Consider the following 23,512-nt stretch of genomic DNA (forward strand, 5'->3'; position numbering starts at 1 on the left):
CGCGGTCGGGTCGGACCGCACGTGAACGCACCGGGCAGCCCCCGTACGGTCACGGCAGCGCGGTGGCCGCCGTACGGACGCGGTGGCCGCCGTACGGACGCGGTGGCCGCCCTACGGGCACGGCGGCACAGTGGCCGCCGTACGGACGCGGTGGTCAGCGGGCGGCGAACGGCTGGTCGGTGGGGACGACCTCGCGTCCCAGCGGGAGCAGGGAGACGGGGATGAGCTTGAAGTTGGCGATGCCGAACGGGATGCCGATGATCGTCACGCACAGCGCGATGCCGGTGGCGATGTGGGCCAGGGCGAGCCACCATCCCGCGAGGACGAGCCACAGGACGTTCCCGATGCAGGAGGGCGCGCCCGCGTCGCGGCGCTCGACCGTGGTGTACCCGAAGGGCCACAGGGCGTAGAGGCCGATGCGGAAGGCCGCGATGCCGAACGGGATGCCGATGATCGTGATGCACAGCAGCACACCCGCGAGGAGGTAGCCGAGGAACAGCCAGAAGCCGCTGAACACCAGCCAGATGACGTTGAGGATGGTTCTCATCGGTGCCGACCTGCCATCTGTTCGAGTCGGGCGATCCGCTCCGCCATGGGCGGGTGGGTGGAGAACATCCTCGACAGCCCCTGGCCCGGGCGGAACGGGTTCGCGATCATCATATGACTCGCGGTCTCGATGCGCGGCTCGGGCGGCAGCGGGAGCTGCTTGGTGCCGATGTCCAGCTTGCGCAGGGCACTGGCCAGGGCGAGGGGGTCGCCGGTGATCCGGGCGCCGGACGCGTCGGCCTCGTACTCGCGCGAGCGGCTGATGGCGAGCTGGATGACCCCGGCCGCGAGCGGGCCGAGAATCATGATCAGGAGCATGCCGAGCAGGCCGGGGCCGTCGTCGTCGTCCGAGCGGCCGACGGGGATCAGCCAGGCGAAGTTGACCAGGAACATGATCACCGAGGCGAGGGCGGCCGCGACGGAGGAGATGAGGATGTCGCGGTTGTAGACGTGGCTGAGTTCGTGGCCGATGACGCCGCGCAGCTCCCGCTCGTCCAGGAGGCGCAGGATGCCCTCGGTGCAGCACACGGCGGCGTTGCGCGGGTTGCGGCCGGTGGCGAAGGCGTTGGGCGCCTCGGTCGGGGAGATGTACAGGCGCGGCATGGGCTGGCGGGCCTGGGTGGAGAGCTCACGGACCATGCGGTACAGGGCCGGCGCCTCGAACTCGCTGACGGGGCGGGCGCGCATGGCGCGCAGGGCCAGCTTGTCGCTGTTCCAGTACGCGTAGGCGTTGGTGCCGAGGGCGACGAGGACGGCGGCGATCAGACCGTTGCGGCCGAAGAAACTGCCGATGACGATGATGAGTGCGGACAGTCCCCCGAGGAGTACTGCGGTCCTGAGCCCGTTGTGCCGGCGGTGCACGGTACGCCCTCCAAGTGGTGCGGCAGGGGAACCCTTCGCTTGCTGCTGTTCGCTGTCACCGGGTCACCGGTCACGCGGCGCGGGTCGCGCCCTGTCCGGTGGACCCTTCTGTACCGGTCAACGCGAGGCGGAGGCCGCGGGTTCCCCGGTGCCTGCGAGGACGCGCGGCCGTCCGGGTGAGCGGGACACCGGACGGACGCGCGCGCAGGACGGGTGCCCCGCACGCGCGGGCCGAAGCCCCGCGGCGGCGATGTACGGGGACGATGTCCCGGGGCGACGTCCGGAACGGGCCCGCGGGTGGTCCGGTCGGACGGGGCCCGCAGATGGTCCGCCGCTCGGACGGGGCCCGCGAGGGTCAGTCGGAAGGTTCCGTCGGAAGGCCCGTCAGAACAGGCCGGTGCCGGCGAACCGCAGGACCAGCTGGGGCGCGCCGGACAGGGCGATGCCGAGGACGGCCGTCAGCGCGAGGGCCGCCGTCAGGGGGCCGGGGAGCCGGTGCCGCACGGGTTCGCCCTCGGGGGCGCGGAAGAGCAGCGCGGTCCACTGGAGGTAGTAGAACAGCGCGATGACGACGTTGACGGCCATGACGACGGCGAGCCAGCCCAGTCCGGCGTCGACGGCCGCGGAGAAGACGGTGACCTTCGCGAACAGGCCGATGACGCCGGGGGGCAGCCCGGCCAGGCAGAGCAGGAAGAAGGCCAGGGCCAGGGCGGTCAGCGGGTTGGTGGCGTACAGGCCGCGGTAGTCCGCGACGCGGTTGTGCCGCCGGGTGCGGCCCACCAGCGCGGCCACGGCGAAGGCGCCGAGGTTCACGGCGGCGTACATCAGGGCGTACGCGACGGTGGAGCCGATCGCCTTCTGCGGGTCCTTGGCGTAGCCGGCGGCGGCGATGGGGACCAGGAGGTAGCCGGCCTGGCCGACGGAGGACCAGGCGAGCAGGCGGACCGCGCTGTACGCGCGCGTGCCCCGCTGGCGCAGGGCGCCGACGTTGCCGACGGTCATGGTGAGCGCGGCGAGCACGGCGAGCGCGGGGCCCCAGGCTCCGGCGTAGGCGGGGAAGGCGACGACGGTGACGAGGATCAGGCCGGTGAAACCGACCGCCTTGCCGACGACCGACAGATAGGCGGCGATCGGCAGCGGCGCGCCCACATAGGTGTCGGGCACCCAGAAGTGGAAGGGGACGGCGGCCGTCTTGAACGCGAAGCCGACGAGGGTGAGGACGACGCCGGTCTGGGCGAGCGTGTGGAACTGGCCGTCGACGTGCTGGATCCGCTGGGCGATCTGGATGAGGTAGAGGGTGCCGGTGGTGGCGTAGACGAAGCTGATGCCCAGGAGGCTGACGGCGGTGGCGGTCACCGAGGACAGGAAGAACTTCAGGGCCGCGTCGGAGGACCTGCGGTCGCCGTGCCGGAGGCCGACCAGGGCGAACGCGGGCAGCGAGGCCACCTCCAGGGCGACGACCAGGGTGGCCAGGTCGCGGGCGGCGGGCAGGAGCGCGGCTCCGGCGGCGGAGGAGAGCAGCAGGAACCAGTACTCGCCCGCGGGGAGCCCGCCGCGGGCGTCCTTCAGGGCGGTGACGGACAGCAGCGCCGCGAGGAGGGCGCCGCCGAGGACCAGGAACTGGATGACGAGGGTGAAGTGGTCGGCCGTGTAGCTGCACACGCCGGCCTGCCGCGGCAGGCAGAAGGTGCTGCGGTCGCCGTCCAGGAGCGGCAGGAGCAGCAGGGCGGAGGCGGCGAGGCCGGCGACGGCGGTCCAGCCGAGGAGCGGTTTGCGCGCCGCGGGCACGAAGAGGTCGGCGACCAGGACGGCGAGGGCGACGACCGCGGTGAGGGTGGGCGGAGCGATCGCGAGCCAGTCGACGGACTGGACCGCCGACTGGACCGCCGGCTGGGCGAGCGGCTGGGCGAGGGCGCTCATCGGGTGCCTCCTGCCAGGAGCTGCTGCACGGCGGGGTCGGTGAGCCCGAGCAGGGCCCTGGGCCACAGCCCGGCGACGACGGTGAGGACGACGAGCGGTGTCCAGGCGGCGAACTCGTAGCCGCGGACGTCGCCGAGCCGGGGGGCCTCCTGGGGTGCCTCGCCCATGCAGACGCGGCGGACCACGACGAGCATGTACGCGGCCGTCAGCAGGGTGCCGAAGGCGCCGATCGCCATGAAGGTGAGGAAGGCGGGGCGGCTGAGGCCGGCGGCGGGCCGGAAGGAGCCGAACAGGGCGAGCATCTCACCCCAGAACCCGGCCAGGCCCGGCAGGCCGAGCGAGGCGACGGCGCCGAAGGCGAGCAGTCCGCCGAGGCGGGGCGCCCTGCCGTAGAGGGCGGCGCCGGTCCCGGTCCGGGCGGGTCCGGCGGGGCCGCCCGTGGGGGCGCGGCGGCCGGGCGAGGCGAGGGCGAGGGTGTCGAGGTCGGTGCTGCCGGTGCGCTCCTTCACCGCGCCGACCAGGAAGAACAGCAGGCCGGTGATGAGGCCGTGGGCGATGTTGGCGAACAGCGCGCCGTTGACTCCGGTCGGGGTCATGGTGGCGATGCCGAGCAGGACGAAGCCCATGTGGCCGACGGAGGAGTAGGCGATGAGCCGTTTGAGGTCGCCCTTGGCGCCGCGTCTGGCGAGGGCGAGGCAGGCGAGGGACCCGTAGACGATGCCGACGACGGCGAAGGCGGCGAGGTACGGCGCGAAGGTGCGGAAGCCGTCGGGCGCGGCGGGCAGCAGGATCCGTACGAATCCGTAGGTGCCCATCTTCAGCAGCACTCCGGCCAGCAGCACCGAGCCGACGGTGGGCGCGGCGGTGTGGGCGTCGGGCAGCCAGCTGTGCAGCGGCCACATCGGCGTCTTGACCGCGAGCCCGATCCCGATCGCCAGAACGGCGATGACCTGCACGGACGTGGTCAGGGACCGGCCGTTGTCAGTGGCGAGTGCCACCATGTCGAAGGTGCCGGCCCTGATGCCGATCAGGAGCAGGCCGAGCAGCATGACGACCGAGCCGAGCAGGGTGTAGAGGATGAACCGCCAGGCGGCCCGCCGGCGGCCCTCGCCGCCCCAGCGGGCGATGAGGAAGTACATCGGGACGAGCACCGTCTCGAAGGCGAGGAAGAACAGCAGCAGGTCGAGGACGGCGAAGGTGGCCAGGGTGCCGGTCTCGAGCAGGAGCAGCAGGGCCACGAAGGCCTTCGGGTCGCCTCCCGCGGGCGGCTTGAAGTAGGAGTACAGCGCGCAGAGGAAGGTCAGCAGCGCGGTCAGGACGAGGAGGGGGAGGGAGATGCCGTCGATGCCGAGGTGGATGCGCACGTGGAGTGCGGGGATCCAGCTGATGTCGGTGGTGGCCTGCATCGTCGACGGCTGGGCGCGGTCGAAGCCGAGCGCGAGGACGATCGCGGCGATCAGGACGGCGGCGGTGACGGTCACGCCGTGCCGGAGCACGGCCTGCTCGGGTGACTTCCCCTTCAGCCCGGGCGGCGCGGGCAGCAGAGCGGCGAGCGCCCCGAGGAGCGGGACGGCGACGGTGAACGCCAGGAGGAACTGCATCACGGACTCGCTGATATCGATCACGCCTGCTCACGCTCCCGTGGCGACGAGGACGGCGGCGACCGCGAGGACGACGGTGCCGGCGAGCAGGGCGCTCACATAGGTCTGCACATTGCCGGTCTGGGCGCGCCGTACGGCGGCGCCGAGCAGCCGGGGCAGGGCCCCCGCGCCGCGTACGTAGGTCTCGACGACCTCCCGGTCGAGGAACCGGACGAGGCTCGCCCCGGCGAGGACGGGCCGGACGAAGAGCGCCGTGTAGACGGCGTCGAGGTGGAAGCCGGCCGCGGCGTGCCGGTGCAGCGGGCCGAGCAGCAGCCGTCCGGGGTCGGCGGGGTCTGGTGCGTGGGCGATGTCGCCGTAGGCGGGCTCGTGGCTCGCGATGGCCTCGGCCTCGACGACTCCGGCGTCGGCCTCGGGGTGGGCGGCGACGGCGCCGAGGGGGGTGCGGGCGGCGAGCGCGGTGGTGTGCTTCCAGGCGCCGTAGGCGAGCACGCCGCCGGCCAGGGCGAGGCCGGTGCCGAGGACGGAGGTGGTCGTGGTGGGGCCGAGGCCGTGGCCGTCGAACCAGTCGGGCAGGAGGCGGAAGGCGAGGCCGCCGAAGGCGAGGGAGGGTACGGCGAGCACCCAGAGCACGGCGTTCATGGCCAGGGGCTGCCTGCCGTGGTCGGGGGCCTCGGCGCCCCGTCCGCGGAAGGCGAGCAGCCACAGGCGCGTGGCGTACGCGGCGGTGAGCAGGGCGGTGACCAGGCCGGCGACGAGGACGGTCCAGCCGGCCGCGCCGGGCACGTGGGCGGTGTGTCCGGCGGCGGCGTCCTCGGCGGCGCCCAGGACGGACTCCTTGGAGAAGAAGCCGCTGAAGGGAGGGATCGCGGCGAGCGCGAGGAGGGCCACGGTCATCGTCCAGTAGGCGTCCGGGACCCGGTCGCGCAGGCCGCTCATCCGGGACATGGCGGCCAGGGAGTTGGTGCCGGAGGCGTGGATGATCACGCCGGCGGCGAGGAAGAGCAGCGCCTTGAAGGCGCCGTGGGACAGCAGGTGGAAGACGGCCGCGCCGCGGTCGCCGACGGCGAGCGCGCCGGTCATGTAGCCGAGCTGGCCGATCGTCGAGTAGGCGAGGACGCGCTTGATGTCGTCCTGGGCGAGCGCGGCGAGGCCGGAGCCGGCCATGGTCACGGCGGCCATGCAGGCCAGGACGACGATCGCGGCCGAGGAGGCCTGGAAGACGGGGAGGAGACGGGCGGTGAAGTAGACACCGGCGGCGACCATCGTCGCGGCGTGGATCAGCGCGGAGACGGGCGTGGGGCCCGCCATCGCGTCGGGGAGCCAGGTGTGCAGCGGGAACTGCGCGGACTTGCCGGCCACGCCCGCGAGGAGCAGCAGGGCGATCACGGTGGGGTGGTGCAGGCCGCCGCTCGCGACGGTGCCGAGGACCTGGGTGATCCGGAACGACCCGGCGGCGGTGCCGAGCGCGAACAGGCCGATCAGGAAGGGCACGTCGCCGAGCTTGGTGACCAGGAAGGCCTTCAGGGAGGCGGCGCGGGCCTCGGGGGTCTCCCAGTAGTGGCCGACCAGGAAGTAGGAGCAGATGCCCATGACTTCCCAGCCGACCAGCAGCACGATCAGGTCGCCGGAGTAGACGACGAGGAACATCGCGGAGGTGAACAGGGAGACCAGGGCGGCGTACGAGGGGTAGCGCGGGTCGTCGCGCAGATAGCCCGTCGAGTAGATCTGCACACAGGTGGCGACGACGCCGACCAGGACGGCGACGAGCGCGGCGAAGCCGTCGATGTGCAGGGCGAGTTCGATCGGGACGGAGCCGGTGGGCGTGAGCTCGGTGGCGGAGTCGATCGCCCGGCCGCCGGCCTGCCGGGCGGCGACCAGTACGGCGAGGACCAGGGAGGCGAGGGTCGGCAGGACGGCGAGGGGCCGTACGTAGCCGGGTGCCGTGCGCCCGAGGAGCAGGCCGGCGGCGGCGCCCAGGAACGGCAGGAGGGGGACGAGGACGGCGAGGGTGGTCGTGGTCACGCGGTGGCCTCGGCCTTCTCGGCGGCCCGCGCGGTCGCGGCGGTGTCGCCGTCGTCGTCGGGGCCCTCGGCGGCGTCGCGGAGACGGTCGATGTCCGAGGTGCCGCGGTTGCGGTACACGGCGAGGACGATCGCCAGTCCGATGCCGATCTCGGCGGCGGCGATGGCGATGGTGAACAGGGTCAGTGCCTGGCCGGAGTGCAGGGTCTCGGTGGCGGTCCGGCTGAGCCAGACGTCGAAGGCGACCAGGTCGAGGTTGACGGCGTTCAGCATCAGCTCGACCGACATCAGGACCAGGATCGCGTTGCGGCGGGCGAGGACTCCGTACAGGCCGGTGCTGAACAGCAGGGCGGAGAGCACGGCGGGGTAGGCGAGGTGCATCAGCGGACCTCCTCCCGCTCGTCCCGCGCGGCGGGGGCGTCCGGCAGGGTGCGGGCCGCCCCGGCCGCCCCGGCCGTCCCGGCCCTGCGGGACAGGACGATCGCGCCGACCAGGGCGGCCAGCAGGAGGACGGAGAGCGCCTCGAAGGGCAGCACCCAGTTCTGGAAGAGGGCGGCGCCGGTGACCTCGGTGGAGCCGGCCGCGGCCCCGTCCAGGTCGATCCAGGTGGTGCGGAAGGCGTCGACGACCACCCAGACCAGGGCGGCCGCGGCGGCCACGGCGACGGTGAGGGCCGCCCAGCGGTTGCCGGAGTCGGCGTCCGGGGAGCGGCCGATGGGGGCCTTGGTGAGCATCAGACCGAACAGGAGGAGGACGACGACGGAACCGACGTAGATGAGGACCTGGACCCAGGCGATGAACTCCGCGGTGAGCAGGAGGTACTCGACGGCGAGGCCGCCGAGCGCCACCACCAGCCACAGGGCGGCGTGCACGAGCTGCCGGGTGGTGACGGTGACCAGCGCGGCGCCGAGGGTGGCCAGGCCGACCAGGAGAAAGGCGACCTCGACGCCGGTCGGGGAGAGGAAGCCGTGGGGTGCTGCGGCGGCGGGGCTCACGCGTTCCCCTCCTCGGGCTCGGTGCGGGCGGCGGCGAGCTTCTCCGCGGTCCTGCGGGCGGCGGCGAGTTCCTTGGGTTCCTCCGCGGCCGGGTCCAGGGCGGGCGGCGCCGGAACGGTCCACATCCACTCGCGGAGCTTGTCGCGCTCGTGGGTGAGGTCGCGGATGTCGGTCTCGGCGTACTCGAACTCCGGGGACCAGAACAGCGCGTCGAAAGGACAGACCTCGATGCAGATGCCGCAGTACATGCACAGCGCGAAGTCGATGGCGAAGCGGTCGAGGACGTTGCGGCTGCGGTCACGGCCGCCGGGGACGGCCGCCGGCACCGTCTCCTTGTGGGAGTCGATGTAGATGCACCAGTCCGGGCACTCGCGGGCGCACAGCATGCAGACCGTGCAGTTCTCCTCGAACAGGCCGATCACGCCGCGGGTGCGGGGCGGCAGTTCGGGCTGGGCGTCCGGGTACTGCTCGGTGACGGTCTTCCTCGTCATCGTGCGCAGGGTGACGGCCAGGCCCTTGGCCAGGCCGCTGCCGGGAATCGGAGCCATGGCTACTGGAACACCACCTTGACGACGCCGGTGAGGGCGATCTGGGCGAGGGAGAGGGGGACGAGGAGGGTCCAGGAGAGTTTCTGCAGCTGGTCCTCGCGCAGACGCGGGTAGGTGACGCGCAGCCAGATCACGACGAAGGCGAGGACGGCCGTCTTCAGCAGCGTCCACACCCAGCCGAGACCGTCGGCGCCCCAGGGCCCGTGCCAGCCGCCGAGGAACAGCACCGTGGTCAGACCGCACAGGACGACGATCCCGGCGTACTCGGCGAGGAGGAACAGCGCGAAACGCAGACCGGTGTACTCGGTGTACGCGCCGAAGATGATCTCCGAGTCGGCGACGGGCATGTCGAACGGCGGGCGTTGCAGTTCGGCGAGCCCGGCGACGAAGAAGACGACCGCGCCGACGATCTGCCAGGGCAGCCACCACCAGTGGAAGGCGTGCAGGATGCCCGGCAGGGAGACCGTGCCGGCGGCCATCGCCACCGAGGCGGCGGCGAGCAGCATCGGCAGCTCGTAGGCGAGGAGCTGGGCGGCGGTGCGCAGTCCGCCGAGCAGGGAGAACTTGTTGGCGGAGGCCCACCCGGCCATCAGCGAGCCGAGGACGCCGACGCCCATGACGGCGAGCACGAAGAAGACGCCCGCGTCGAGCACCTGGCCGACGGCGCCCTCGCCGGGCCCGATCGGGATGGCGAGCAGCACCAGCAGGTACGGCAGCAGGGCCACGGCGGGAGCGAGCTGGAAGACCCGGCGGTCGGCGCCCGCCGGGACCACGTCCTCCTTCTGCGCGAACTTCACGCCGTCCGCGACGAGCTGCGCCCAGCCGTGGAAGCCGCCGGCGTACATGGGGCCGAGGCGGCCCTGCATATGGGCCATCACCTTGTGCTCGGTCTGGCCGACGATCAGCGGGAAGGAGAGGAAGACCGCGAAGACGACCAGGAGTCGCAGGGCGACGTCGACCGCGTCGTTCACTGCGGGCCTCCTTCGGTGGGTTCGCTGCCGGGGGTGCGTTCGCTGTCGGTTTGCTCGCTGTCGGTGTGTGCGCTGTCGGTTTGCTCGCTGTCCGGGGTCCGGTCCGGGGTGTCCGGGGTCCGGTCCGGGGTGTCCGGGGTCCGGTCCGGGGTGCCGGGGGTGCCGGTCCCGGGGTGGCCGTCCTCGCGCTTCCGTTCCGGCTCGGGTTCGGGCTCGGGGTGGCCGGGTCCGGCCGGTTTCCCGGGTTCGTCGAACGCCGGGCGGGCGTGGTGCCAGGGGGCGTCCGAACTGCGCGGGGCACGGGACGGAGCAGGCCCTCCGGGCGCGTCCGCCCCTGCCCTCTGCGAGGCCGAGCCCTCGGACGCGCTGCGCGCCCGCCGGGGGCGAGCCGTGGGCGGGGCGGAAGGCGCCCGCTCGGCCGGAGCGGCCGGCTCGTGGGCAGCCGTCTCACCGGCGGCCGGCTCGTGGGCGGTCGACTCATCGGCCGCCGGCTCGTGGGCGGCTGGCCTCTGGGCGGTGGGCTCGTGGGCGATGGACGCCTCCGCGGCCGGGCCTTCGGCCGCCGCCTGCGCGCGCTCACCGGCCTGCCCGGCGGCCTGCCCGCCCCGCCCGGCCTCCGCGGCTGCCTGCGCGGGCTGCCGGGTCCGCGCGGTTTCCGCGCCCGGCTCGCCGGCGGCCGGGCTCCCCGGCGGGGTGCCTTCCGCCGCGGCCCGCTGCCGTGCCGGGGCTCCCTGCTCCTCGGGCGTGTCGCCGGCGCGGGACGCGCTCTGGCTCACCGAGCCCTGGCTCGCGCTCCGCATCCGCCGCGGGCGGGCGGCAGCGGGGGCGTCCGCCGCCCCTGCCCGCGGTGCGGCCTCACCGGCGCCCGCCGCCTCACCGGCGCCCGTCTGGCTCGCCGAGCCCTCCGCCGCCGTACGCGCGCGGCGCACCGGGCGGTCGCCGGCCGCGCGCGCCGGACGCTCGCCCGCCGCCCGGCCGGCGCCCCTGGCCGGGCGGGCCGGCGCGGGCGGGAGCTGGCCCTTGAGCGGGCCCCACTCGTTGGGGTCGGGGACGCCCGGCGGCAGCATCTGGCGGCGCTTGGGGCCGCCGTGCTCCGACTCGCCCGGCTCCTTCGCGCCCGGCCACGCCTTGGCCACCCGGGCGGCCAGCACGAAGTCCTTGCGCAGGGGGTGGCCCTCGAAGGTCTCCGGGAGCAGCAGGTGCTCCAGGCCGGGGTGGCCCTCGAAGCGGACGCCGAACATCTCGTGGGTCTCGCGCTCGTGCCAGGCCGCGCCCGCGTAGACGTCCACGGCGGTGGGCAGCTCCGGAGCCTCGTGCGGGACGGTCGTCCGCAGCAGCAGCCGCCGCACCGGCGCGAGGGCCGCGACATGGGCGCAGACGTGGAAGCCCGCGCCCGGTTCGTCGACCGCGCTCAGCCAGTCGAAGTAGGTGCAGCCCAGCTCGTCGCGGGCGGTCCGCAGCGCGGGCACCCACGCGGCCGGCGGCACGTCGACCGTCAGGACCTCGTAGGACTCCGCCGCCGTGGCCCCGGGACCGAACAGCTCCTCGGCGGGCGCGGGCAGCCAGCCGGCCCCCGTCATCGTCCCTCCCCCTCGGCCGGGCCGGAGGCGGGCGGCCGCACCAGCCCGCTCCGCAGCGCCGCCGCCGAAGGGCGGGCGGGCTCGCTCGCGTACCGCTCCCCCAGCGACTCCCGGGCGATCTTCTCCTGGAGCTTGAGGATGCCCTGGAGCAGCGCCTCGGGGCGCGGCGGGCAGCCGGGGACGTAGACGTCCACCGGGATGATCTGGTCGACGCCCTTGGTCACGGAGTACGAGTCCCAGTACGGGCCACCGCAGTTGGAGCAGGCGCCGAAGGAGATGACGTACTTCGGCTCGGGCATCTGCTCGTACAGGCGCTTGACGGCCGGGGCCATCTTGTCCGTGACCGTGCCGGAGACGACCATCAGGTCGGCCTGGCGCGGTCCGGGCGCGAACGGGATCACGCCGAGCCGGATGAAGTCGTGGCGGGCCATGGACGCGGCGATGAACTCGATCGCGCAGCAGGCCAGGCCGAAGTTGAAGACCCAGAGCGAGTAGCGGCGGCCCCAGTTCAGGACGACCTTCATCGGCTCGGGAGCCAGCCGGGCGAGCGCGCCCAGCCTCCTCGGCTCGGGCAGCAGGACGGGCTCGGGATTCACGTCCATGTCAGGACGCCCTTCTTGTAGGCGTACAGCAGGCCCACCGCCAGGAAGCCGAGGAAGATGAACATCTCCACGAGCGTCGCGGCGCCGTAGCCGGGAGCGGCGAAGACGGTCGCCCAGGGGAACAGGAAGATCGAGTCGACGGCGAAGACGACGTACAGGAACGCGTAGACGTAGTAGCGGACCTGGGTGTGGGCCCAGCCCTCGCCCACGGGGTCGACCCCGCACTCGTAGGTCAGGAGTTTCTCGGGCGTGGGGACCACCGGGCGCAGCAGGCGGCCCGCTGCGAAGGCGACGGCCACGAACAGCACGCCCACCACGGCGAGCAGTCCGACGACCGAGTAGGAGTGGAAGTAGTCCGCCGCGACGACGACGGTCGACTCCCGCAGCGTCTCCCGCAACGTCTCAGGCACCGTCCGTCCCTCGTTCCTGGCCTCATCGTGTTCGACGATCTGTACGCACGGGAGTCTAGGCCCTGATAAAGACACGGTAAGCAGCCCGGGTGACCGGCCCGCCGCACCGCCGCACGGCCGGGGCGGCCGCACGGCCGCACCGCGGGAGGCGGGGGTGGGGTTTTCCCCCGCCGGCCCGTGCGGCCGACCTCATGGCGCGGATCCCCGTCAAGCGGCACGCTGGCGCACATGACCGCACGCATCTCCTCCGACGGTCCGGCGGTGGCCTGCGCCGAGGACAGCCGGCCCCTGCCTCCGCCCCGTTTCGCCTACGACCTGCCCACCTGGAAGGAGATCACGCATCTCCTGATGAATCTGCCGGTGTCGCTGTTCGGCTTCGTCTACGTGGTGACGGTGCTCAGCACCGGCGCCGCGATGACGCTCACCGTGATCGGGTTCCCGCTGCTGGCGGCCGGGCTGATGGGCGCGCGGCTGCTGGGCCGGCTGGAGCGGGCCCGGGTCCGGGCGGCGCTGGGGACGCAGATCGACGAGCCGAGCCCGCTGCCGCTGCGCCGCACCAAGGGCGTGCTCGACGGGCTGTGGCTGATGCTGAAGGACCCGGTGGGCTGGCGGTCCGCGCTGTACGGCCTCATCCGGATGCCGTGGGGCGTCTTCACCTTCTCCGTCATCCTGACCTCGCTGTTCGTGCTGTGGCCGGTGCTGCCCTTCCTCGCCCGGGGTCTGGCGAACGTGGACCGGGCGATGGCGCGGGCCCTGCTGTCGCCCTCGGACGACCTGGAGCGGCGCATCGCCGAACTGGAGTCCGACCGGGGTGTCGTGGTCGACACGGCCGCCGCCGATCTGCGCCGTATCGAGCGGGATCTGCACGACGGTGCGCAGGCCCGGCTGGTGAACCTGGCCATGGGGCTGGGCCTGGCCAAGGAGAAGCTGCTGGAGGGCCGGGCGGACGAGCACGTCGCCGCGATGGTCGAGGAGGCGCACGGCGAGGTGAAGCTCGCGCTCCAGGAGCTGCGGGACCTGGCGCGGGGCATCCACCCGGCCGTGCTGACCGACCGCGGCCTGGACGCGGCCCTGTCCTCGGTGGCCTCGCGCTGCACGGTGCCGGTGAAGGTGACCGCCGACCTGGACGCGCGTCCGGCGGCGGCCATCGAGGGGATCGCCTACTTCACGGTCTCCGAGCTGCTGCAGAACATCAGCAAGCACAGCGGGGCCCGGTCGGCCTCGGTCGACGTGTGGCGCGCGGAGGAGCGGCTGCTCATCCAGGTGTGGGACGACGGCCGGGGCGGGGCGAGCCTGGACGGCGGGACGGGCATGCGCGGTCTGGCCGAGCGGCTGAACGCCGTCGACGGCCTGTTCGTCGTCGACTCCCCGCCGGGCGGCCCGACGACCGTCACGGCGGAGCTCCCCTGGCGCGACCGGACGGACGGCGCAGGCCGGTGAGGAGCGGCGCCCCCGCTGAGCATCGGCGCCCGCCGGTGAGGAACGGCGCCCACACCTGATGCCGGTGTGCGCCGGTGTGCTCTCCAGGGGTCTCGGTCTCCGGTCTCCGGATCTCCGGTCTCCGGATCTCCGGTCTCCGGGGTGGGGAAAACCCCCGCCCGAAGACGCCGACGCGCTCCATGGCCCGGTGACCTGCGGCCGAGCAAGCTGGGGGTACGGCGGAAGGAAGCCGCGGACACGACGGTCGAGCAGCACGACGAGGGGAACGGGACGACGCCGATGGCCACCGAGTACGGAATCGGGTACGGACGCGAGTACCGGCCGGAGCACGGGCAGGGGAACGGGTTCCGCGGCACCGGTGGCACCGGTGGCACCGGATCCCGCGGCGCCGGGCACGGCGGGGGGTGGCACCGGCTGCCGGCCGGGCTGCGGGCGCCGTTCGAGGCGCGCAGTTGGCGCGAGTTCGGGTACGTGCTGCTGAGTCTGCCGATCGGGATCCTGCTGTTCACGTACGCCGTCACGATGGTCTCGCTCGGCGTCGGCCTGCTGGTGACCTTCCTGGGGATCCCGGTGCTGGCGGGCGCGCTGGCCGGCTGCCGCGGGCTCGGCGCGCTGGAGCGGGCCCGGGCGCGCGGACTGCTGGGCCTGGAGGTGGGCGAGCCGGAGCCGCTGCGGATGCGGCGGCACGGCGTGCTGGCCTGGACCGGGGCGGTGCTGAAGAGCGGCGCCTCGTGGCGGGCCCTGCTCTACGCGGTCCTGCAGTTCCCCTGGTCGGTGCTGTCGTTCGTGGTGGCCGTGACCGTGTGGTCGACAGGGTGGACGCTGCTGACGTATCCGCTGTGGTTCTGGGTCTTCCCGCTGTGGGCCGGCCAGGGCGGCGTCCAGCTCTACGGGGACGAGCACCACCGGATCTTCCTCGACAACCCGTTCGAGATCGCGGTGACCGGGCTGGTGGGGCTGCTGTTCACGCTGGCCACGCCGTGGATCGTGCGGGCGCTGACGATGGTGGACCGGGTGCTGGTCCACGGACTGCTCGGGCCGTCGCGGCTGTCGGCGCGGGTGGTGGAGCTGGAGTCGGACCGCGGGGTCGTGGTCGACACGGCGGCGGCGGACCTGCGGCGCATCGAGCGGGACCTGCACGACGGGGCGCAGGCCCGGCTGGTGGCCCTGGCCATGGACCTGGGCCTGGCGAAGGAGAAGCTCGCCGAGGACCCGCGGGAGGCGGCCCGGATGGTGGACGAGGCGCACGGCGAGGTGAAGACCGCCCTCCAGGAGCTGCGGGACCTGGCGCGGGGCATCCACCCGGCCGTGCTGACCGACCGCGGCCTGGACGCGGCCCTGTCCTCGGTGGCCTCGCGCTGCACGGTGCCGGTGCGGATGGAGGTGGACCTGGCCGAGCGGCCGGCGCCGGCCATCGAGGGGATCGCCTACTTCACCGTCTCGGAGCTGCTGCAGAACATCAGCAAGCACAGCGGGGCCCGGTCCGCCACGGTGGACGTGTGGCGGACGGACGACCGGCTGATGCTGCAGGTCACGGACGACGGGGTCGGCGGCGCGGACGCGGCCGCCGGGTCGGGCCTGGCGGGGCTGGCCGAGCGGCTGGACGCGGTCGACGGCATCCTCGTCGTCGACTCGCCGCCCGGCGGGCCCACCCGGGTGACGGCGGAACTGCCCTGGCGGCGCTGAGCGGATCCCGCCCGCCGCGCGCGCAGCTCCGCGCCCGCGGGTCACGCCCGGCGCCCGCCGCGAGCCCCTTCGGCCTCCGGCCCCGGAGCGTGCCCGCCGGCCCCGGAGGCGTGCGTACGAAGGCGTAAGGCCCTCCCCCACTTCCCCGGCCCGGGCGCGGAGGCGTCCGGATGCTGGGATGCTGGACCCTGCCGCCGGAACGCGTGCCGGCGGCCGTGGACCGAGGCTGTGGGGGGCCGGAGATCGTGGAGGACAGGGTGCGGGTGGTCATCGCCGAGGACTCAGTGCTGCTCAGGGAGGGCCTGACCCGGCTGCTGACCGACCGCGGGCACGAGGTCGTGGCGGGCGTGGGCGACGCCGAGGCGCTGGTCGAGACGATCACCGAGCTGCACGACCGGCAGGCGCTGCCCGACGTCGTGGTGGCGGACGTACGGATGCCGCCCACGCACACCGACGAGGGCGTGCGGGCGGCGGTGCGGCTGCGCAAGGCGCACCCGGGACTCGGTGTGCTGGTGCTCTCGCAGTACGTCGAGGAGCGGTACGCCACCGAACTGCTGGCCGGATCCAGCCGCGGGGTGGGCTATCTGCTGAAGGACCGCGTGGCCGAGGTGCGGGAGTTCGTGGACGCGGTGGTGCGGGTGGCCCGGGGCGGCACGGCCCTCGATCCGGAGGTGGTCGCCCAGTTGCTGGGCCGCAGCCGCAAGCAGGACGTGCTGGCGGGGCTCACCCCGCGGGAACGGGAGGTCCTGGGGCTGATGGCCGAGGGCCGCACCAACTCCGCGATCGCCCGGCAGCTGGTGGTGAGCGACGGCGCGGTCGAGAAACACGTCAGCAACATCTTCCTGAAGCTCGGCCTGTCACCGAGTGACGGGGATCACCGGCGTGTTCTGGCCGTGCTCACCTATCTGAACTCCTGATGGGCTGAAACTGGGTCGAAGACGGCCGTCCGCGCGGTCCGGGGCGTCGGGCCGCCGGCCCGTCTCACCACCGCGTCCAGTATGCGAACGGCCCCGGGAAGGCGACCCCCACGGTCGTAGGGTTGAAATCGGGAAGGTCGAAAACAGGAAGGTCTTGGGGAAGGTCTTCGGGAAGGCCGCTCCCACACAGCCGCCTCGAAGGAGGTCCAGTTCAGTGACCAGCCAGGTCAGCAGTCCAGCGGAGCAGGCCGACGGAGCCGTCGTAGGAGAGCAGCGCGGGGCGGCCGGAGCCAAGGGCGTCCGCCGTCTGGACCGGGTGATCATCCGGTTCGCGGGCGACTCGGGCGACGGCATGCAGCTCACCGGCGACCGTTTCACCTCGGAGACGGCGGCCTTCGGCAACGACCTGTCGACGCTGCCGAACTTCCCGGCCGAGATCCGGGCCCCCGCAGGGACCCTGCCGGGCGTGTCCTCCTTCCAGCTGCACTTCGCCGACCACGACATCCTCACGCCCGGCGACGCGCCGAACGTGCTGGTCGCGATGAACCCGGCCGCGCTGCGGGCGAACATCGGCGACCTGCCGCGCGGCGCGGAGATCATCGTCAACACGGACGAGTTCACCAAGCGCGCCATGCAGAAGGTCGGCTACGAGGCCTCCCCGCTGGAGGACGGCTCGCTGGACGGGTACAACCTGCACCCGGTGCCGCTGACCACGCTGACGGTGGAGGCGCTGAAGGAGTTCGAGCTCTCCCGCAAGGAGGCCGAGCGCAGCAAGAACATGTTCGCGCTGGGCCTGCTGAGCTGGATGTACCACCGGCCGACCGAGGGCACCGAGAAGTTCCTCAAAACCAAGTTCGCCAAGAAGCCGGAGATCGCGGCGGCCAACATCGCCGCCTTCCGCGCGGGCTGGAACTTCGGCGAGACCACCGAGGACTTCGCCGTCTCCTACGAGGTCGCCCCGGCCGCCAAGGCCTTCCCCGTCGGCACGTACCGCAACATCTCCGGCAACCTCGCCCTGGCCTACGGCCTGGTCGCGGCGAGCAGGCAGGCGGACCTGCCGCTGTTCCTGGGGTCGTACCCGATCACCCCGGCCTCGGACATCCTGCACGAGCTGAGCAAGCACAAGAACTTCGGTGTGCGCACCTTCCAGGCCGAGGACGAGATCGCCGGCATCGGCGCCGCGCTCGGCGCCGCGTTCGGCGGTTCGCTGGCGGTGACCACGACCTCCGGGCCCGGTGTGGCCCTGAAGTCGGAGACCATCGGCCTCGCGGTCTCCCTGGAGCTGCCGCTCGTGGTGGTCGACATCCAGCGCGGCGGCCCGTCGACGGGTCTGCCGACCAAGACCGAGCAGGCGGACCTGCTGCAGGCGATGTACGGGCGCAACGGCGAGGCCCCGGTCCCGGTGGTCGCCCCGTGCACGCCGGCCGACTGCTTCGACGCCGCGCTGGAGGCGGCGCGGATCGCGCTGACCTACCGCACACCGGTCTTCCTGCTCTCCGACGGCTACCTGGCCAACGGCTCCGAGCCCTGGCGCGTCCCCGAGCTGGACGAGCTGCCCGACCTCGGGGTGCAGTTCGCGCAGGGCCCCAACCACACCCTGGCCGACGGCACCGAGGTGTTCTGGCCGTACAAGCGGGACGCGCGGACGCTGGCCCGCCCGTGGGCGATCCCGGGCACGCCCGGCCTGGAGCACCGCATCGGCGGCATCGAGAAGCAGGACGGCACGGGCAACATCTCCTACGACCCGGCCAACCACGACTTCATGGTCCGCACCCGGCAGGCCAAGGTCGACGGCATCGAGGTCCCGGACGTCGAGGTCGACGACCCCGGCGAGGCGAGCACGCTGGTGCTGGGCTGGGGCTCGACCTACGGCCCGATCACGGCGGCCGTACGCCGGCTGCGCGCGGCCGGGGAAGCCGTCGCGCAGGCGCATCTGCGCCACCTCAACCCCTTCCCGAAGAACCTCGGCGCGGTCCTGAGGCGCTACGACAAGGTGGTGATCCCCGAGATGAACCTCGGGCAGCTCGCCACCCTGGTGCGGGCGAAGTACCTGGTGGACGCGCACTCGTACAACCAGGTCAACGGCATGCCGTTCAAGGCCGAGCAGCTCGCCACGGCACTGAAGGAGGCCATCGATGGCTGAGACGTCCACGGAAGGCACGGGTGCGGTCGAGGCGCTCTCGCTGGTGCCCAAGGCCGAGGCCAGGCAGTCCATGAAGGACTTCAAGTCCGACCAGGAAGTGCGCTGGTGCCCCGGCTGCGGCGACTACGCGATCCTCGCCGCCGTCCAGGGCTTCATGCCGGAGCTCGGCCTGGCCAGGGAGAACATCGTCTTCGTCTCCGGCATCGGCTGCTCCTCCCGCTTCCCGTACTACATGAACACCTACGGGATGCACTCCATCCACGGCCGCGCCCCCGCCATCGCCACCGGCCTGGCGACCTCGCGGCGCGACCTGAGCGTGTGGGTGGTCACCGGTGACGGCGACGCGCTGTCCATCGGCGGCAACCACCTGATCCACGCCCTGCGGCGCAACGTCAACCTGAAGATCCTGCTGTTCAACAACCGGATCTACGGTCTCACCAAGGGCCAGTACTCCCCGACCTCCGAGGTCGGCAAGATCACCAAGTCGACGCCGATGGGCTCCCTCGACGCGCCGTTCAACCCGGTGTCGCTGGCGATCGGCGCCGAGGCGTCCTTCGTGGCCCGGACCATCGACTCCGACCGCAAGCACCTCACCGAGGTGCTGCGCCAGGCCGCCGCCCACCCCGGCACCGCGCTGATCGAGATCTACCAGAACTGCAACATCTTCAACGACGGCGCGTTCGACGCCCTGAAGGACCGGCAGCAGGCCCAGGAGGCGCTGATCCGCCTGGAGCACGGGCAGCCGATCCGCTTCGGCGCCGACGGCTCCCGCGGCGTGGTCCGCGACCGCGCCACCGGCGATCTGCGGGTCGTCGACGTGACCCCCGGCAACGAGGCCGACATCGTCGTCCACGACGCGCACGCGGCGTCCCCGACGACGGCGTTCGCGCTGTCCCGGCTGGCCGACCCGGACACCCTGCACCACACCCCGATCGGCGTCTTCCGCTCGGTCGACCGCCCGGTCTACGACACCGAGATGGCCGACCAGCTCGAGACCGCCGTCGAACAGCGCGGCAAGGGCGACCTGGCCGCGCTGCTGGCCGGCGGGGACACCTGGACGGTCGTCGGCTGAGCCGGCGCGCCGCGCACAACGGCGCGGTCGTTCACGAGGCCCGGGCGCCGAGCGCCCGGGCCTCGTCGTACGCCCGGCGGACCGCCTCCCGCCCCGCACGCCCCGCCTGTCATGACCGTATGGCGATACGGGCATGACAGACGGGGTTCCGCGGCGCTACCTTCGACCCTGCCGGCACGAAACGGCGGCCAGGCACGGTACGAAGGAGGGCCCGTGAGCGAGACGTCCCGGGGCGATCAGCGCACAGGACTGCTGAACGGTTTCGCGGCCTACGGGATGTGGGGCCTGGTGCCCCTGTTCTGGCCCCTGCTCAAGCCCGCCGGGGCGATCGAGATCCTCGCCCACCGGATGGTGTGGTCGCTGGCGTTCGTCGCCGTGGCCCTGCTCGCCGTGCGGCGCTGGGCCTGGGCCGGCGAACTGCTGCGGCAGCCGCGCAGGCTCGCGCTGGTCGTGGTCGCCGCCGCGGTCATCACCGTCAACTGGGGCGTCTACATCTGGGCCGTCAACAGCGGCCACGTCGTCGAGGCCTCGCTCGGCTACTTCATCAACCCGCTCGTCACCATCGCCATGGGCGTGCTGATCCTCAAGGAACGGCTGCGGCCCGTGCAGTGGGCGGCGGTCGGCACGGGCGCCGCCGCCGTGCTCGTGCTCACCATCGGCTACGGCCGGCCGCCGTGGATCTCGCTGTGCCTGGCCTTCTCCTTCGCGACCTACGGGCTGGTGAAGAAGAAGGTCGGCCTCGGGGGCGTCGAGTCGCTGGCCGCCGAGACCATGGTGCAGTTCCTGCCCGCGCTCGCCTATCTGCTGTGGCTGGGCGCGCAGGGCCGGTCCACCTTCGCCGCCGAGGGCGCCGGGCACGCCGCCCTGCTCGCCGCGACCGGCGTCGTCACCGCGCTGCCGCTGGTCTGCTTCGGCGCGGCGGCGATCCGGGTGCCGCTGTCGACGCTGGGGCTGCTGCAGTACCTGGCGCCGGTCTTCCAGTTCCTGCTCGGGGTGGTGTACTTCCACGAGTCCATGCCGGCCGAGCGGTGGGCCGGGTTCGGCCTGGTCTGGCTCGCGCTGACGCTGCTGACCTGGGACGGACTGCGCACCGCGCGGCGGGCCGCGGTCCTCAGGGCACGCCTCGGCGCACCCCGGCCCACCGTCACCGGCTCCGCACCACTGGAGACCGCGCGACAGGACTCGGACCCGATCGAGGCCTGACACCCGCCGCACCCCGGCCGCACGCCTGCCGAACGCCTGCCGCGCCACGCCGCGCAGCCGAGTCCGTCGTACGGGTGGCGGGGGGTCCGGGCGGTGCATGGGTATGGGTGAAGCCCGGTCCGGGTGGTGGGCCGGTCCGGGCGTGCGCGTTGCCCGGACCGCCCGGGTGCCGATACGACTGGTCGCATGACACGGACATCCGAGGCCGCCGTGGCCGCACCGCTGCACTGGAAGCTCGTCGTCGACGCCGCCGACCCGCACGCCCAGGCCGACTTCTGGGCCGCCGCGCTGCACTACGAGGCCGAGGACAACAGCGCCTTGGTCGAACGGCTGCTGGAGCTCGGGGCGCTGCCGGCCGCGGCCACCGTCGAGTACCACGGCCGCCCGGCCTTCCGGGACCTGGTCGCCGTACGGCACCCCGACGACCCGTACGACGAGGAGAGCGGCACCGGGCTCGGGCGGCGGCTGCTCTTCCAGCGCGTCCCGGAGGCCAAGACCGGCAAGAACCGTCTCCACCTCGACCTGCACCCCGGCGAGGTCCGGCGCGAGAGCGAGGTGCAACGGCTCGAGGCACTCGGCGCGACGGTGCTGCGCCAGGTGAAGGAGCCGGGCGGGGAGTGGGTGGTGATGGCGGACCCGGAGGGCAACGAGTTCTGCGTGTCGTAGCAGCGGGACCGCGGTCGGCCGGCCGCTGAGGACGGCGCGGGGCAGGCCGGGGGACCCCCAGGGCCGGGGGCCTCCCGTCAGGCCGTGGGAGGGGGCGTCTGCCTGCGGGCGCGTTCGGCGAGCCGGCCCATGCGGGCGCGGGCGGACTCCAGCTGCTCGATGTCGTCCGTGGCCGGGCCGTCCTCGGCGGCGAGCTCCGTCCACAGGCCGATCAGGTCGCCGCCGAGCCGCAGGCCCTGCTCGGGGTCGCGCACCGCACGCCAGGCGGTGGCCGCGCTCTGCACGTTGCCGTAGGCGCCCTCCGCGTCCCCGGCGCGGCGGTGGATGCGGGCCAGGTCGAGGGAGAGGCCGAAGGCACGCAGCGGGTCGCCCGCCAGGTAGGCGATGTAGGCGGTCAGCTCGCGCAGACGCAGGACCTCGGGGTGTTCCGGGCCCAGCGTGCCCGAGGCCTGGGCGACGGTGCGCTCCGCCAGCGTCGCCGCCTCCTGGATACGGCCTGCCTTCACGGCCTCGTTGACCTGGGCGAGGGGCTCGGCCAGCAGAACGGCACCGCCCTCACCGGCCACGCTGCGCGGGTCCTCCCCGAGCACGGCCTCCGCCACGGCGTCGAACCCGCGGGCGGGAGTGGGCCTGGGGTCGGGCTCGGGCTCGGCGGGCGAACCGAGGACCGGGTGGGGTGGGGGCGGGGACGCCTCGGCCGGCCGCGGGTGCGGGTGGGGGTCCGGGGCGCCGGCGGCCGGCCCGGCCGCGGGCTCGACGCCCGCCGGAGGTGCGTCCCTCAGGGGTGCGGCGTCCGTGGTGGGGCCGGCGTCCGTGGTGGGCGGGGCCGGTGTCGCGGGGGGCGTGGCCGGACCGGACGGGGTGTCCGTCCATGGCCGCGGGGTGTCCGCCGCCGGCGGCGGGGTGTCCATCGCGGGGGGCGGGCCGAACACCCCCGTGGGGGCCTTCGCCGTGCCGGGGGGCGGTGCGTCGTCGGGTGCGGGCAGCGCGCGGAGGGCGAACGTGGGCGGGGTGGGGACGGCGTCCTGCCCGGGCTCGGGCACCGCGCGCAGCGGGAAGGTGGGTGCGGTCTCCCGGACGGGCTCCGGCACCTTCCGCAGTACGTGCGTCGAGACGTCCCGGGGCTTGTCCGGTGCGCCCGGGTCCGCCGGCTCCTGCCGCTGCCGCCCCGGCTCGCCCTGCGGCGCGGGCGGCGGCGACGGGGCGTGGGACGGGGCAGGGGACGGGGCGTGGCCGGGCTCGCCCACGCGCGCGGGGCCCGCGTGCGGCTCGGGCGGCGCCGTGCGCAGGGGCTGCGCGGTGAAGGCGCTCGAGCCGTCGCCGCTCACCCGGAGGGGGACCACATAGCCGATGCGCTCGTCCGTGACCGTGGCGAGGACGGGGCGGCCGGCGGCCTGGGCGAGACGGTGCAGGTGGTTCAGGACGGCCTGCTGGATCTCCTCGCCGGGGGCCGAGTGCACCCGCTCACCGCCGACCGAGGCCGCCGCGCCGTCCACGGGCACGTGCACGGGGATCGGTGTCGCCGCGGTCGCCGCACCGGTCGCGGTGGGCTGGTGTTCCCGCTTCTTCTCGCGGCTCGGTCGAGACATCGGCTCCCTCACTCGGATGCGTGCCATCCGGTCCTACGCGTACTGTCGAGTCTCTCCGCTCGCCTGCGTTCCCCGCGTCACCGCGACGTCACAGACTCGCACCAGGAACCGCGCCTTCGTGTCGCGGGTAACGCTCCGGGCGCGAGGACCGCCGGGATGACGAGGGGTGGGAACGGGCATGCGGACAGGCGTGCAGCGAGGACCGGAGATCTGGATCCGCGGACCGGTGGCCGAGGCGGCCCCGGGCGCCGTCGCCGACGCACCGGAGCGTATGCCCGGACGGCCCGTGGGCATGCCTGTGACCCCCCGGCGCTTCTCCTGGGTGGCCACGCACGGCGGGGCGGGCACCACCACCCTCGCGGCCGTCTACGGCGGCCACGACTGCGGACACGACTGGCCCGGACCGGGCGCCCCGTCGTCCGTGCTGCTGGTCGCCCGGACGCACGCGGCCGGGCTGGACGCGGTCACCCGGGCCCTCGCGGCGTTCCGCAGGGGTGAGGCCCCGGCGGGGCTGGACCTGGACGCCGTGGTCCTCGTCGCGGACGCTCCGGGCCGGCTGCCACGGCCTCTCGCCCAGCGGGTGAAGCCGCTGGAGGCCGTCATCGACGTCTACCGCGTCCCCTGGGTGCCGGCCTGGCGGCTCGGGGATCTCGGCGGGCGGCCCCCGCGCGAGACCGAGGCGCTGGCCCGTCTGACGGGAGCGGCCGGGCGGCCGCGCTGACCACGCGGCCACCGGGC

General features: G+C 73.7%; 21 protein-coding genes. 8 read left to right on the plus strand and 13 right to left on the minus strand.

The window, feature by feature from the left end; all coding sequences use genetic code 11:
• Positions 1-154: 154 nt before the first annotated feature.
• The 12 genes from ACI2LW_RS03145 to ACI2LW_RS03200 all read right to left on the minus strand — a co-directional run bounded on the left by ACI2LW_RS03145 (position 155) and on the right by ACI2LW_RS03200 (position 12,046).
• The gene (locus ACI2LW_RS03145) at positions 155-547 is read right to left on the minus strand and encodes a YccF domain-containing protein (protein ID WP_404729343.1); all 393 of its coding nucleotides are present in this window, start codon (positions 545-547) and stop codon (positions 155-157) included.
• Positions 544-1,407 carry a zinc metalloprotease HtpX gene (gene htpX, locus ACI2LW_RS03150; RefSeq protein ID WP_404729344.1) on the minus strand — a complete coding sequence of 288 codons (864 nt, stop codon included), beginning with the start codon at positions 1,405-1,407 and terminating at the stop codon, positions 544-546. The genes ACI2LW_RS03145 and htpX overlap by 4 nt, the downstream gene beginning before the upstream one ends.
• A gap of 384 nt (positions 1,408-1,791) precedes the next feature.
• On the minus strand, positions 1,792-3,327 hold the full coding sequence (locus ACI2LW_RS03155) for an NADH-quinone oxidoreductase subunit N (RefSeq protein WP_404729345.1): 1,536 nt from the start codon (positions 3,325-3,327) through the stop codon (positions 1,792-1,794).
• Positions 3,324-4,952, minus strand: coding sequence for an NADH-quinone oxidoreductase subunit M (locus tag ACI2LW_RS03160; RefSeq protein WP_404729346.1), 1,629 nt, complete (start codon positions 4,950-4,952; stop codon positions 3,324-3,326). The genes ACI2LW_RS03155 and ACI2LW_RS03160 overlap by 4 nt, the downstream gene beginning before the upstream one ends.
• 6 nt (positions 4,953-4,958) lie before the next feature.
• Positions 4,959-6,953, minus strand: coding sequence for an NADH-quinone oxidoreductase subunit L (locus tag ACI2LW_RS03165; protein ID WP_404729347.1), 1,995 nt, complete (start codon positions 6,951-6,953; stop codon positions 4,959-4,961).
• Positions 6,950-7,333: an NADH-quinone oxidoreductase subunit NuoK gene (gene nuoK / locus ACI2LW_RS03170; protein ID WP_404729348.1), complete on the minus strand. Its 384-nt coding sequence runs from the start codon at positions 7,331-7,333 to the stop codon at positions 6,950-6,952. The genes ACI2LW_RS03165 and nuoK overlap by 4 nt, the downstream gene beginning before the upstream one ends.
• Positions 7,333-7,947: an NADH-quinone oxidoreductase subunit J gene (locus ACI2LW_RS03175; protein WP_404729349.1), complete on the minus strand. Its 615-nt coding sequence runs from the start codon at positions 7,945-7,947 to the stop codon at positions 7,333-7,335. Before ACI2LW_RS03175 ends, nuoK begins: the two co-directional genes overlap by 1 nt.
• Positions 7,944-8,495, minus strand: coding sequence for a NuoI/complex I 23 kDa subunit family protein (locus ACI2LW_RS03180; RefSeq protein ID WP_404729350.1), 552 nt, complete (start codon positions 8,493-8,495; stop codon positions 7,944-7,946). Before ACI2LW_RS03180 ends, ACI2LW_RS03175 begins: the two co-directional genes overlap by 4 nt.
• A 2-nt stretch (positions 8,496-8,497) precedes the next feature.
• Positions 8,498-9,466, minus strand: coding sequence for an NADH-quinone oxidoreductase subunit H (locus ACI2LW_RS03185; RefSeq protein WP_404729351.1), 969 nt, complete (start codon positions 9,464-9,466; stop codon positions 8,498-8,500).
• A complete protein-coding gene (locus ACI2LW_RS03190; protein ID WP_404729352.1) occupies positions 9,463-11,046 on the minus strand; it encodes an NADH-quinone oxidoreductase subunit C in 1,584 nt (527 codons plus the stop codon). Before ACI2LW_RS03190 ends, ACI2LW_RS03185 begins: the two co-directional genes overlap by 4 nt.
• Positions 11,043-11,648 (minus strand): NADH-quinone oxidoreductase subunit B, encoded by a 606-nt coding sequence (locus ACI2LW_RS03195; protein WP_404729353.1) that lies wholly within the window; start codon positions 11,646-11,648, stop codon positions 11,043-11,045. Before ACI2LW_RS03195 ends, ACI2LW_RS03190 begins: the two co-directional genes overlap by 4 nt.
• Entirely contained in the window at positions 11,639-12,046 is a 408-nt protein-coding gene (locus tag ACI2LW_RS03200) for an NADH-quinone oxidoreductase subunit A (RefSeq protein ID WP_404729520.1), read from the minus strand. The genes ACI2LW_RS03195 and ACI2LW_RS03200 overlap by 10 nt, the downstream gene beginning before the upstream one ends.
• 240 nt (positions 12,047-12,286) lie before the next feature.
• Here ACI2LW_RS03200 and ACI2LW_RS03205 point away from each other — a divergent pair, with 240 nt between their 5' ends.
• The 7 genes from ACI2LW_RS03205 to ACI2LW_RS03235 all read left to right on the plus strand — a co-directional run bounded on the left by ACI2LW_RS03205 (position 12,287) and on the right by ACI2LW_RS03235 (position 21,185).
• On the plus strand, positions 12,287-13,498 hold the full coding sequence (locus ACI2LW_RS03205) for a sensor histidine kinase (RefSeq protein ID WP_404729354.1): 1,212 nt from the start codon (positions 12,287-12,289) through the stop codon (positions 13,496-13,498).
• Positions 13,499-13,777: 279 nt separating this feature from the next.
• Complete coding sequence (locus tag ACI2LW_RS03210; protein WP_404729355.1) at positions 13,778-15,184, plus strand: sensor histidine kinase; 1,407 nt, start codon at positions 13,778-13,780, stop codon at positions 15,182-15,184.
• A gap of 245 nt (positions 15,185-15,429) precedes the next feature.
• Positions 15,430-16,101: a LuxR C-terminal-related transcriptional regulator gene (locus tag ACI2LW_RS03215; protein WP_404729521.1), complete on the plus strand. Its 672-nt coding sequence runs from the start codon at positions 15,430-15,432 to the stop codon at positions 16,099-16,101.
• A gap of 214 nt (positions 16,102-16,315) precedes the next feature.
• Complete coding sequence (locus ACI2LW_RS03220) at positions 16,316-18,244, plus strand: 2-oxoacid:acceptor oxidoreductase subunit alpha (protein ID WP_404729356.1); 1,929 nt, start codon at positions 16,316-16,318, stop codon at positions 18,242-18,244.
• Positions 18,237-19,316 (plus strand): 2-oxoacid:ferredoxin oxidoreductase subunit beta, encoded by a 1,080-nt coding sequence (locus ACI2LW_RS03225; RefSeq protein WP_404729357.1) that lies wholly within the window; start codon positions 18,237-18,239, stop codon positions 19,314-19,316. The genes ACI2LW_RS03220 and ACI2LW_RS03225 overlap by 8 nt, the downstream gene beginning before the upstream one ends.
• Positions 19,317-19,592: 276 nt before the next feature.
• A complete protein-coding gene (gene rarD, locus ACI2LW_RS03230; RefSeq protein ID WP_404729522.1) occupies positions 19,593-20,519 on the plus strand; it encodes an EamA family transporter RarD in 927 nt (308 codons plus the stop codon).
• A 186-nt stretch (positions 20,520-20,705) separates the two neighbouring features.
• Entirely contained in the window at positions 20,706-21,185 is a 480-nt protein-coding gene (locus ACI2LW_RS03235) for a VOC family protein (protein ID WP_404729358.1), read from the plus strand.
• A 77-nt stretch (positions 21,186-21,262) separates the two neighbouring features.
• Here the strand turns inward: ACI2LW_RS03235 and ACI2LW_RS03240 are convergent, their stop codons facing one another.
• Positions 21,263-22,774 carry a tetratricopeptide repeat protein gene (locus tag ACI2LW_RS03240; RefSeq protein WP_404729359.1) on the minus strand — a complete coding sequence of 504 codons (1,512 nt, stop codon included), beginning with the start codon at positions 22,772-22,774 and terminating at the stop codon, positions 21,263-21,265.
• 178 nt (positions 22,775-22,952) lie between these two features.
• Here ACI2LW_RS03240 and ACI2LW_RS03245 point away from each other — a divergent pair, with 178 nt between their 5' ends.
• Positions 22,953-23,495, plus strand: coding sequence for a DUF6668 family protein (locus ACI2LW_RS03245; protein ID WP_404729360.1), 543 nt, complete (start codon positions 22,953-22,955; stop codon positions 23,493-23,495).
• The last annotated feature ends 17 nt before the right edge of the window (positions 23,496-23,512 follow it).

Source organism: Streptomyces sp. NPDC004065 (assembly GCF_044903565.1).
Lineage (GTDB): Bacteria > Actinomycetota > Actinomycetes > Streptomycetales > Streptomycetaceae > Streptomyces.

Coding starts and splice junctions, on each gene's coding strand:
- ACI2LW_RS03190 (WP_404729352.1), bottom strand. CDS start 11,046: ATGACGGGGGCCGGCTGGCTGCCCGCGCCCGCCGAGGAGCTGTTCGGT.
- ACI2LW_RS03225 (WP_404729357.1), top strand. CDS start 18,237: ATGGCTGAGACGTCCACGGAAGGCACGGGTGCGGTCGAGGCGCTCTCG.
- nuoK (WP_404729348.1), bottom strand. CDS start 7,333: ATGCACCTCGCCTACCCCGCCGTGCTCTCCGCCCTGCTGTTCAGCACC.
- ACI2LW_RS03195 (WP_404729353.1), bottom strand. CDS start 11,648: ATGGACGTGAATCCCGAGCCCGTCCTGCTGCCCGAGCCGAGGAGGCTG.
- ACI2LW_RS03235 (WP_404729358.1), top strand. CDS start 20,706: ATGACACGGACATCCGAGGCCGCCGTGGCCGCACCGCTGCACTGGAAG.
- ACI2LW_RS03240 (WP_404729359.1), bottom strand. CDS start 22,774: ATGTCTCGACCGAGCCGCGAGAAGAAGCGGGAACACCAGCCCACCGCG.
- ACI2LW_RS03145 (WP_404729343.1), bottom strand. CDS start 547: ATGAGAACCATCCTCAACGTCATCTGGCTGGTGTTCAGCGGCTTCTGG.
- ACI2LW_RS03180 (WP_404729350.1), bottom strand. CDS start 8,495: ATGGCTCCGATTCCCGGCAGCGGCCTGGCCAAGGGCCTGGCCGTCACC.
- ACI2LW_RS03245 (WP_404729360.1), top strand. CDS start 22,953: ATGCGGACAGGCGTGCAGCGAGGACCGGAGATCTGGATCCGCGGACCG.
- rarD (WP_404729522.1), top strand. CDS start 19,593: ATGTGGGGCCTGGTGCCCCTGTTCTGGCCCCTGCTCAAGCCCGCCGGG.
- ACI2LW_RS03210 (WP_404729355.1), top strand. CDS start 13,778: ATGGCCACCGAGTACGGAATCGGGTACGGACGCGAGTACCGGCCGGAG.
- ACI2LW_RS03155 (WP_404729345.1), bottom strand. CDS start 3,327: ATGAGCGCCCTCGCCCAGCCGCTCGCCCAGCCGGCGGTCCAGTCGGCG.
- ACI2LW_RS03205 (WP_404729354.1), top strand. CDS start 12,287: ATGACCGCACGCATCTCCTCCGACGGTCCGGCGGTGGCCTGCGCCGAG.